This window comes from Actinoplanes couchii, assembly GCF_016862075.1.
Lineage (GTDB): Bacteria > Actinomycetota > Actinomycetes > Mycobacteriales > Micromonosporaceae > Actinoplanes > Actinoplanes couchii.
The window spans coordinates 1-10,254 of sequence record NZ_BOMG01000156.1; the positions used below are offsets into that span (position 1 = coordinate 1).

10 protein-coding genes and 1 pseudogene are annotated in these 10,254 nt (G+C 70.0%); 9 read left to right on the forward strand and 2 right to left on the reverse strand.

Annotation, left to right across the window (positions count from 1 at the left end):
- The 5 genes and pseudogenes from Aco03nite_RS51780 to Aco03nite_RS51800 form a co-directional block, all read left to right on the forward strand.
- Nucleotides 1–430, forward strand: a pseudogene (locus Aco03nite_RS51780) (molybdopterin-dependent oxidoreductase); the annotation flags it as partial.
- Nucleotides 431–549: 119 nt separating this feature from the next.
- Nucleotides 550–2,094, forward strand: coding sequence for a serine/threonine-protein kinase (locus tag Aco03nite_RS51785; protein WP_203810539.1), 1,545 nt, complete (start codon nt 550–552; stop codon nt 2,092–2,094).
- A 43-nt stretch (nt 2,095–2,137) separates the two neighbouring features.
- Nucleotides 2,138–2,911: a GVDTG sorting domain-containing protein gene (locus Aco03nite_RS51790; protein ID WP_203810541.1), complete on the forward strand. Its 774-nt coding sequence runs from the start codon at nt 2,138–2,140 to the stop codon at nt 2,909–2,911.
- A 38-nt stretch (nt 2,912–2,949) separates the two neighbouring features.
- A complete protein-coding gene (locus tag Aco03nite_RS51795; RefSeq protein WP_239146149.1) occupies nt 2,950–3,585 on the forward strand; it encodes a class F sortase in 636 nt (211 codons plus the stop codon).
- A 103-nt stretch (nt 3,586–3,688) separates the two neighbouring features.
- Nucleotides 3,689–4,483 (forward strand): RNA polymerase sigma factor SigF, encoded by a 795-nt coding sequence (locus tag Aco03nite_RS51800; protein WP_203810545.1) that lies wholly within the window; start codon nt 3,689–3,691, stop codon nt 4,481–4,483.
- A 227-nt stretch (nt 4,484–4,710) separates the two neighbouring features.
- Here Aco03nite_RS51800 and Aco03nite_RS51805 read toward each other — a convergent pair whose 3' ends face one another.
- Nucleotides 4,711–4,956, reverse strand: a complete 246-nt coding sequence (locus tag Aco03nite_RS51805) for a hypothetical protein (protein ID WP_203810547.1) — start codon at nt 4,954–4,956, stop codon at nt 4,711–4,713.
- Between the two features lie 321 nt (nt 4,957–5,277).
- Here Aco03nite_RS51805 and Aco03nite_RS51810 point away from each other — a divergent pair, with 321 nt between their 5' ends.
- The 4 genes from Aco03nite_RS51810 (at nt 5,278) to Aco03nite_RS51825 (ending at nt 10,040) form a co-directional block, all read left to right on the forward strand.
- Nucleotides 5,278–6,996 carry a DUF6311 domain-containing protein gene (locus Aco03nite_RS51810; protein WP_203810549.1) on the forward strand — a complete coding sequence of 573 codons (1,719 nt, stop codon included), beginning with the start codon at nt 5,278–5,280 and terminating at the stop codon, nt 6,994–6,996.
- A gap of 52 nt (nt 6,997–7,048) precedes the next feature.
- The gene (locus Aco03nite_RS51815; RefSeq protein ID WP_203810551.1) at nt 7,049–7,708 is read left to right on the forward strand and encodes a response regulator transcription factor; all 660 of its coding nucleotides are present in this window, start codon (nt 7,049–7,051) and stop codon (nt 7,706–7,708) included.
- Between the two features lie 41 nt (nt 7,709–7,749).
- Nucleotides 7,750–8,775, forward strand: coding sequence for a sensor histidine kinase (locus Aco03nite_RS51820; RefSeq protein WP_203810553.1), 1,026 nt, complete (start codon nt 7,750–7,752; stop codon nt 8,773–8,775).
- Between the two features lie 80 nt (nt 8,776–8,855).
- The gene (locus tag Aco03nite_RS51825; RefSeq protein ID WP_203810555.1) at nt 8,856–10,040 is read left to right on the forward strand and encodes a mannosyltransferase family protein; all 1,185 of its coding nucleotides are present in this window, start codon (nt 8,856–8,858) and stop codon (nt 10,038–10,040) included.
- Between the two features lie 3 nt (nt 10,041–10,043).
- Here the strand turns inward: Aco03nite_RS51825 and Aco03nite_RS51830 are convergent.
- The coding region (locus tag Aco03nite_RS51830) for a DUF418 domain-containing protein (protein ID WP_203810557.1) at nt 10,044–10,254 on the reverse strand (211 nt) is incomplete at its 5' end.

A 10,254-nucleotide genomic window follows, 5' to 3' on the forward strand; every position in this document is an offset into this window, starting at 1 on the left:
CTGGACGCGGTCCCGGCCGTGTTCGGGGCCGTGCCCCGCATCGATCCGTCGACGTGGCGCTTGCGGATTCACGGCATGGTCGACCGGGAGATCGAACTGTCGTTCGCCGATCTGCTGAAACGGCCGCTGATCGAACGCGACATCACCCTCAACTGCGTATCCAACGATGTCGGTGGCCCGTACATCGGCACCGCGCGGTGGCTCGGCGTACCGCTCGCGGACCTGCTGAAGGAAGCCGGGATCCAGGCCGGAGCGGTCCAGATCGTCGCCCGGTCGGTCGAGGGGATGACGATCGGCACGCCTGTCGCCCGCCCAGGGCACCGTCAAGACCGCGTCACGCATCGACAAACCGAAACCCTTCGTCCGGCTCACGGCCGGAACCGTGACCGTCGCCGGAGTCGCCTGGGCCCAGCAACCCCTTCCCCGACGGCACGACCGGCTGGCACACGATCAGCGTCACCGTGGCCTGACCGAGCACCAATCCGGAGGTGGGTTCGCTGCGAATCCCTGCGTATCGGATGGCCGAAAACGGCAGGAGGCGGAGACCACGTGGAACCGGACGACGAACTGGTGGTGGCCGGCCGGTACCGGCTGATCGCGCTGGCGGGCTTCGGGGGCATGGGCCGGGTGTGGCGCGCGCACGACGATCTCCTGGACCGGGAAGTCGCGGTGAAGGAGGTGCTGGCCCCGGACGACCTGCCGGATCCCGCTCGCGCGAAGATTCAGCGCGACACGGTCCGGGAGGCGCGGGCGGCCGCTCGACTCGATCATCCTCACGTCGTCGGGATCTTCGACGTGATCCAGGCATCCGGCCGATCCTGGATCGTCATGGAATATGTGCCGTCGCGCTCGCTGCATGACATCGTGATCAGCGATGGGCCGCTCCCCCATCGGAACGCGGCCCGGATCGCGGCGAGCCTCCTCGATGCGCTGGACGCCGCGCATCGAGCCGGGGTGCTGCACCTCGACGTGAAACCGCAGAATGTGCTGATCGCCGAGGACGGACGGGTCGTGCTCACCGACTTCGGGCTGGCCACCATGATCACCGCCCCGGCCGGGCACGACGAACCGCTGATGGGCTCCCCGTTCTACATCGCCCCGGAGCGAGTGCGGGACGGTGCCTCCAGCCGGCAGGCCGACCTGTGGTCACTGGGCGCCACTCTCTACATGGCGGTGGAGGGTCGGCCGCCGTACGACCGGCCGGATGCCGCCGAGGCAATCACCGCCCTGCTGACCGAGGCCCCGGACCCACCGCAGCACCCGGGGCCATTGCACACCGTCATCGCCGGCCTGCTCACCACCGACCCGGAACGACGACTGACCGCGGACGACGCCCGGCTCGCCCTGCGGAACCTGAACCGCCGGGCCGTCGGTGTCCACGCCGTACCCGTGTCGCCCCGCCCGGCCGGCAAGGCGGTCCGGTACCGCTCGACCGCCGCCACCCCTCGGTGGCGAGGCCTGCTCGTCGCAGGCATCGCCGCTGCGATCGCGACAATCGGCGCCACCGCTGGAGTCCGGGCCTACGGCAGTGAAAGCGTGCCGGCGGCCGTCGTCACCCCGGTGAGCGCCAGCCCCACCCCACCATCGGTGACACTGACCGACGCCGTCCGGGACGACGAGGCACCGGTCTCGCTGCCCGAAGGCTGGCTATGGCATGTCGACACCGCCGGATTCGCCCTCCCGGTGCCGCGCGGCTGGCAACGCGGCACCACACCCGACGGCGTCTGCTTCGGCGATACCAACGGGGTCCGATCCTTCACCGTGGAACCCGGCGGCCCGCTCGACGGCCGCCCGTTGCGCAGGTGGCAGGACGCCGAGCAGAAACCGCCACCCGGCTATCAGAAGATCAGCATGGGACCGCTGCTGATCACCGGTGGCGGCGCCGACTGGGAGTACTCGTGGCAGCCGGCGACCGGCCCGCGAATGCACACCTACCGGATGCTGCTGGCAGCCGGCGACGACCGTTCCTACGCGCTCACCTGGACCAGCCGCGATGCCGACTGGAGTCTTGACCTCCCGGTCCAGCGGATCCTGGTCAACGGATTCCGGGACTCGGCGGAACCCGCGGTGACCTGGACGATCCCGGGCCCGTGAGACTCGCACCAATCCAGGCGGCGGCCGGCTCCGAATCCCTGCCATGAAAGCTCTACTGCTCGCCGTGCCCGCCGCGGCGGCCGTCCTGTTCGCCGTTCCGGGCGTCGCGTTCGCCGACGAGAGCGTCCACGTCAAGCTCGACCCGTTGAATCACTCCGGCGCCTCCGGCACCGCCACGTTGACCGCCATGGCCGACGGTGACCTCGGGATCAGCATCCGGTCGACCGGTCTGGTCCCGAACTCGCCGCACGCCCAGCACCTGCACGGCTCCATCGACGGCATGGACTTCCACTGCCCGGACATGTCGGCCGACAAGGACGGCAACGGCTACGTCAGCACCGAGGAGGGCATGCCGACTTACGGCACCATCTTCATCTCGCTGACCACCAGGGGCGACACCAGCCCACAGAGTGGGCTGGCCGTGGACCGGATGCCGGTCGCGGACGCCGAGGGAAACCTGTCCTACGACCGGACGATCCCCGCCGCCGACCTCCCGGCCGGGACACTCGCACATCTCAAGGATCTGCACGTCGTCCAACACGGCATCGACGCCAACAACAACGGCGGGTACGACATGGACGGGCTCGGCGAATCCACTCTCGCGAAGTCGGCGGGCCTCAGCGGCATCCCGCAGGAGGCGACCGATCCGGCATCGTGTGGCATGGTCTCCGGCGCTGCCGCCGGATCGGTCCCGGTCGGCGGCGTCGCCACCGGCGACGGCAGCACCCGCCAGGCACCCGGCCCGATGTATGCCCTCGGCGGTCTCGCCCTGCTCGGCGCGGCCGGCGCCCTCATCGCCCGCCGGCGGCTGACCTGATGGTAGCTACCGCACGTCACACACTCGCGGCAGCGGCCGTGGTCCTCAGCCTGATCGGCGTCACCGCCCTCGTCAGAGGTGACCAGGACCGACCGTCGTCTCCGATCCCGCCGGCCGCCGCCCCGGTTGCCACCGGGAAGGGGGAGCTGACCACCGGGCCACTGATGAGCACCTCGCCGCCGACCCGGGTCGTCATTCCCGCGCTCGGCGTCGACGTGCCGTTGACCGGGCTCGGGCTGCAGGCCGACGGCACCATGCAGGTGCCCACCGACGCGACGGCCGTCGGCTGGTACACCAAGGCACCCACCCCGGGTTCCCTCGGCCCGGCCGTCCTCGCCGGCCATGTCGACTACCGGAAACAGCCCGGCACCTTCAAGAGACTCGCCGACCTCGAACCCGGCGACTCCGTCGACGTCGACCGTGCGGACGGCAGCATGGCCATGTTCACCGTGGTGAAGGTCGAGCGTCACGCCAAGACACGATTCCCCACCGATGCCGTCTACGGCGCCATCAACCGCGCCGGCCTGCGCCTGATCACCTGCGGCGGCGACTTCGACGACGCCAGCGGCCACTACGAGGACAACATCGTCGTCTACGCCGACCTCACCATGGCCCACGAAGCACGACAAGACCGTTCAGCGTTGTCATCTGCGCAACCACCGAACGGCGACTGACAGCAGTCCGAAAAGGTGGTTTTACACCCTGGTTTGCAGGGGGATGTTGGATGTCAGCAAAGGCCACACGGCTTCTGCCGTAGGCAACTGCAAGGAGCACCGCATGAACGTGATCGCTGACACTGCTGCCCCGTCCCCGGCTGCGACGAGCACCGACCGGGCCAGTGAGCTGATCACCGCGATGGCGGCGCTCCCGGCAAGCCACCCGTCCCGGCCCGGCATGCGTGACCAGGTCATCGAGGCGTGGCTTCCGCTGGCCCGGCACCTGTCCAACCGGTACGCCAACCGGGGTGAACCCCGCGACGACCTCTACCAGGTCGCGGTCATGGGCCTGATCAAAGCCGTCGACCGGTTCGAAGCCGATCGGGGTGTCGACTTCGCCGGCTACGCGATCCCCACCATCGTGGGTGAACTCAAGCGGCACTTCCGCGACAAGACCTGGTCGGTACGGGTACCGCGCCGGCTGCAGGAGCTGCGTCTGGCCATCACCGGCGCCAACAACGCCCTCAGCCACACCCTCGGCCGCTCCCCCACTGTCACCGACATCGCCGCGTACCTGAACATCAGCGAGGACGAGGTCATCGAAGGCCTCGAAGGAGCCCAGGCCTACAACTCGACGAGCCTCTCCACCCCGATCACCGAAGGCGGGACCGAACTCGGCGCCACACTCGGCAGCGAGGACGAGGGCTACGAGAACGCCGAGTTGCGTATCGCGCTCGGCCCCGCGATGGCCGGTCTCGACGAGCGCGAGCAAAAGATCGTCGGCCTGCGCTTCTACGGCAACCTCACCCAGAGCCAGATCGCCGAACAGGTCGGCATCTCCCAGATGCACGTGTCGCGACTGCTCGCCAAGGCCCTGACGAAGATGCGAACGCAGCTCGGCAGCTCTCTGGTCTGACGCCACTGCTACCACCAGTCCCCTGGATGTGCAGGGATTCCGCATCAAGGTCAGCGCTCATTCACCGAATAGCGGGGAGAAGAGGGGTCTGCGAGGAGCTACTGCACCGCGAGACGAAGACTCCGACCTCGGATGACACCCTGTCGCTCCTGGAGATCTGCACGGTGGTGTCATCGGCGGCCACCCGAGCGGCCCTCAAGAAGCTGGGCGAGTGCCTTGATTACTGACTACCGGCACATCGCGCCGACGTGTCGGGACACCCGGCCGTCGCCGCGATCCACGCACGGCTCATCGGCAGAGCGATCCACCCGATACGCCTGCCCGGCCCCGATGAAGGTCGGCTCGTCCAGGTGGAACCACCGGTCAACCGTGTCCACGAGCAAGAGCCGGTCGGCGATCGTGTGCCTGGCCATCACGCCCCCTGAAAGTCGGCTGCTGTACTTCGCTTGTCCGCTGACGTCGTCGTCCCGCACCCGGCCATCGTAGGTCGACCCGGTCCGGGCTGGGACAACAGTCGGAGAATCACAACGCCGACCGCCACCTCAGCAACCTGCGGCGCAGCGGTAGCTACGGTGGCGGTCATGGATGGCTGGACCTTGGGCGCCACGTCGGCGGCCGGCCATCGGGTGGATGCCTGCCCATGCCCCTCCGAGAGAAGCATCCGAACCATGGTGGAGAGTCCGCGCGGGAACGATCTCGGGTCATCGGAGGGAGCTTCGCTGAAGACGTACCAAAGCTGGTGATGATCTTCGATTTATCTGGAGGTTATCGGTTGATCTCTACCTTCGTTGATCATGTCGTCTCTGCTGGTTCCCGCACGGCCGGGTCCGTTGCCTGCCCTGGTCCGCACGGTTCGGGGCGCGGGCCGGGCCCGGTGGCCGGGCATCGTTGTCGTGGCCGGCTATCTCGGGCTGGCGCTGCTGGTCACCGGCCGGTTCCTGGGTGACCCGGCCGGGACGGTGTCGGCGCATCTGCCGCCGGACCACACCTGGTTCCAGTGGCTGCTGTCGCACGGCGCCCACTCGGTACGGACTCTGACGAACCCGCTGTTCTCGACCCAGCAGAACGTGCCGTACGGCGTGAACATGATGGCCAACACCTCGGTGCTCGGCGTCACGCTGCCACTGGCGCCGCTGACGTGGTGGCTGGGTGCCCGGGTCACCTACCTGATCTGGATGATCGCCGCCCTGGCCGGCACCGCCCTGACCACCTACCTGGTGCTGCACCGGCATGTGGTGTCCTCGCGGGCGGCGGCGTTCGCCGGGGGTGCGTTCGCCGGGTTCGCACCCGGTGTGGTGCACCACGCCAACGGCCAGCCGAATTTCGTCTCCAACTTCCTGCTGCCGCTGATCGTGGCGCGGGCGCTGACGCTGGGCCGCGACGGCCGGTTGCGGCGCGACGGGGTGGCGCTGGGCCTGCTGGTCGCCTGGCAACTGTTCATCAACGAGGAGCTGTTGCTGATCACGGCGCTGGCGTGCGCGGTCGCGGCGGCCGTGCGCCCGCGAAAAATCCGGCGAATGCTGCCCGGCCTGGCCGTGACCGCCCTGGTCAGCGGCATGCTGTGCGCGTACCCGATCTGGTTTCAGTTCTTCGGTCCGCAGAGCTATCGGGGCGTGCCGATGTTCACCGGCTGGGGTGAGGATCCGGTGACGTGGCTGACGTTCGCCCGGGACACGATCGCCGGCGACGCGTCGGCGGAGACGGCCCAGGGCCGCACCGAGCAGAACAGCTGGTTCGGGTGGCCGCTCACCCTGCTGGTTCTGGTGCTGTGTGTGACGCTCCGGCGGCGGATGCGGGCCGCGGTGGCGGTGGTGGCGGTCTTCGGGGCGCTGTCGCTGGGGCCGCGGCTGCGGTTCGGCGGTGCGCTGACCGATCTGCCCGGGCCGCTCGCCGTGGTTCCGGATTGGCTGCCGCTGTTCGATCTGGCGATGCCGAGCCGGTTGACGTTCGCCGTGATCGGCGCGATCGCGGTCCTGGTCGCGGTGGCCTTCGACCGGGGTGGCCGGGCGTGGCGGGTGGCGGTGGTGGCGGTGTTGCTGCCGTTGACGCCGACCCCGGTCCCGGCGATGCCGGAGCCGCCGACGCCGGCCTTCATCACCTCGGGCGCGTGGCGCGAGTTCGTCCCGGCCGGTCGCACGCTCGTCCCGGTCCCGCTGCCCAGCCAGTACACCGGTCGGGACTCGCTGGGCTGGAGCGCCTGGGCGCAGCACAGGTTCGCGGTGCCGGAGGGCTACTTCCTGGGCCCCGGCCCGGACGGCGCCGGGCAGATGGGCACCACCCACGTCAGCCACACCACCACGCTGGTGGAGCGGACCCTGCGTGCCGGTGCCGCGCCGGTGCTGACCGCCGGGGACGCCGAGCTGGTGCGCGCCGACGCGCGGCGCTGGAACGGGTCGGTGGTGGTGATGCGTTCCGGCCCCGGCTACCGCCCGCTGCACGACCTGATCTCCCAGGTGTACGGCGTTCCGTCGCAGGCCGGAGGGGTATGGTTGTGGGACCTGCGCGAGCGTTGATCAAGATCTTCATGATGGTTGTCCGGTCCGGTCGCGATTCCAGGGATGTCTCATGCGTGTTCTCGTCGCCGACGACGAGCGGCTGTTCGCCGATCTGCTCGCCGCCGGGCTGCGCCGGCATTCGATGGCCGTGGACGTCTGTTACGACGGTGACGCCGCCATCGAGCGGCTGGGCGTGAACTTCTACGACGTGGCGGTCCTGGACCGGGACATGCCCGGCAGCAGCGGCGACGACGTGTGCCGGTGGATGCGGGCGCAAGAGCTGACCGCCCGGGTGCTGCTGCTGACCGCCGCCGGCAGCGTCTACGACCGGGTCGAGGGGCTACGGCTGGGAGCCGACGACTACCTGCCGAAACCGTTCGCGTTCGCCGAGCTGGTGGCCCGTCTGGAGGCGCTGGCCCGGCGTACCGCACCGGCTCTGCCTCCGGTGCTGGAACGCGACGGTGTGGTGGTCGACGTCGGCGCCCGGACCGCCACCCGCGACGGCCGGGACCTGGACCTGACCGTCAAGGAGTTCGGCCTGCTGCGGGCGCTGCTGCGGGCCCAGGGGCAGGCGGTCAGCGTGGAGGACCTGCTGGAACAGGTGTGGGACGAGAACATCGACCCGTTCACCAACGTGGTCCCGGTGACGGTCGGCAAGCTGCGCCGCAAACTCGGCGAACCGGCTGTGATCCACACGGTTCCCCGCGCCGGTTACCGGTTCGGGGCGTGAGCGTGCACCTTCGTACCGTAAGGTCGCGTCTTCTGCTCGTCGTGCTGGTCACGGCCACCGTCGTCACCGTGGCACATCGCTACTGGTTCTACATCGGCTGGTTCGACTGGCGGGGTTTCGAGATCTGTGACGACACCGTGTACGGCGTCTGCGGCACCGTGCAGCGCAACAGCCCGGTCAGCTCGATCACCCTCTACCTGCTGACGATCGCCGCGATCCTGCTGCTGGCCCGGCCGGTGGGCCGGTGGGTGCTGGCCCCGGTCCGGGACGTGATCCCGCTGGTCGACCAGGTCGGCCCGCAGAACCTCGGCCTGCGCATCCCGGACGAGCGGCGCCGCGACCGGGAACTCACCGCGCTCACCGCCTCGGTCAACGCCATGCTCACCCGCCTCGCCGCCGGCTACGAAGGGCAGCGGATCTTCGCCGCCAACGCCTCCCACGAGCTGCGGACCCCACTCGCCCTGCAACGCATGATCATCGAGGTGAGCATGACCGAATCGCTCACCGCCGAACAGTCGGCCCTGGTCACCGCCCAGCTCCTACAGGCCAACGAGCGCAGCGAACGCATCATCGAGGGCCTGCTCACCCTCAGCCAGGCCGAGCAGGGCATCGTCGCGCACACCCCGCAACACCTCGACACCATCGTCGCCGAGACGATCACGGCACACCGGCCCGAGGCCGAGACCCTGAAGATCGACATCACCTGCGCCGTACGCCCGGGAAAGGTCACCGGCGATCGGATCCTCCTCGAACGCCTGGTCCGCAACCTCGTCCACAACGCGCTCAAGTACAACCACCCCGGCGGCACGGTGCACGTCGACGTCGACGGGACCGGCACGCTCACCGTCACCAACACCGGCCCGATCGTCCCGGCCACCGAACTCGGCCGCCTCTTCGAACCGTTCACCCGCCTGCACGGCGACCGCGTCGACCACAGCGGCGGCAGCGGCCTCGGCCTGGCGATCGTCCGCGCCATCGTGCGCTCGCACGGCGGCACCATCGACGCCGCCCCCAACCCCGACGGCGGCCTGCGGATGACCGTCCGCCTCCCACCGAGCACCAGCTGACCCGAAGCCTCCCGTCCCGTTGAGCCACCCGGCTCACCGGTCGATGCCGCGCGCCCGAGAACAGCGAAGAAGGAACCCCCGTGACCGTCCTGCTGGATCCGTCCCCCACCCCGATCCTCGTCCCCGCCCGCAGCCCGTGGGGGACGGCACTGCTGGCCGCGGGCGCGGTGTGGGCGGCCACCACGGTCGCCCGGCTCGCCGTCAGCGCCCTGGCCTGGCTGCCCCGCGGCGGTGGCGAGACCCCTGACGTGTGGATGATCCTGCTCGGCTGGAACAAATGGGACGCCGGGCACTACGTGCAGATCGCCGAGCACGGCTACCACCTGGGCCCCGGCTTCCCGGCGTTCTACCCGGTCTATCCCCTGCTGATCCGGCTGTTCGACCCGGCACTGCCCGGCGGGGCCCTGATCAGCGCCCTGATCATCGCCAACGTGGCGGCGGTCGGCGCGCTGGCGGTGCTGCACCGGCTCGCCGACCACGAGTTCGGGCCCCGGGTCGCCCGCCGCGCGATCTGGTACCTGGCCGCGTTCCCGACCGGCTTCTTCCTGTTCATCGGCTACAACGAGTCACTGTTCATCCTGCTGTCCCTCGGCGCCCTCTACGCCGGCCGGCGCGGGCACTGGTGGCTCGCCGGCGCCCTCGGCGCACTGTCGTCGGGCACCCGGCTGTTCGGCCTGCTGCTGGTGGTGCCGCTGGCCATCGAATACCTGCGGCAGGTCGACTGGCAGCCGCGCCGGGCCCGCGCCGACGTGGCCGCGCTGGCCATGGTGCCGCTCGGACTGCTCGCCTACAGCGTCTACTGCTGGATCGACCTGGGCAGTCCGCTCGCGTTCAGCATCGCCCAGGACCAGTGGGGCCGCGAGTACACCCTGCCCGGCGGCGCCTGGCTGACCGCCGTCCAGCAGATCGACGGCCGCGGTCTGCTGGACCCGGTCACCCTCGCCGCCGTCATCGACGCCGGGACCGTGCTGATCGCGGCCGGCCTGCTGGTCTTCTGTGTGGCGGGCCCGTACCGCTTCCGCCGCGACCAGATGTACCTGATCGCCCATGCCGCGACCGCGTCCGCCGTACTGACGATGACCGAGGTCGGCGGGCGCGCGATGATGTCGGCGAGCCGGTTCACCCTGGAAGCCGCGGCGGTCTTCCTCGTCCTGGCCCGGATGGGCGCCCGCGACACCGTCGACCGCGCAATCCTGACCGTCGGGATGGCTCTGCAGGGGATCCTGCTGGCCGTCTTCATGGCGGGCACGTTCCTGGTGGCGTGACCCTCACGTGCTGCGGAGATCCGGCTCGTGCACGGTCCGCCCCGACCGGATCGGCGCACGCCGCCACCAGGTCAGACACCGCCACGCCCACTCCGCCGGCCCGTACCGGAACCGCCGCAGCCACCACCCGCTCCACACCGCCTGCACCACGACGATCGCCACGGTGAGCCCGACGATCGCCGGCAGATCCGCCGTGCTGTCGATGCCCAGCAGA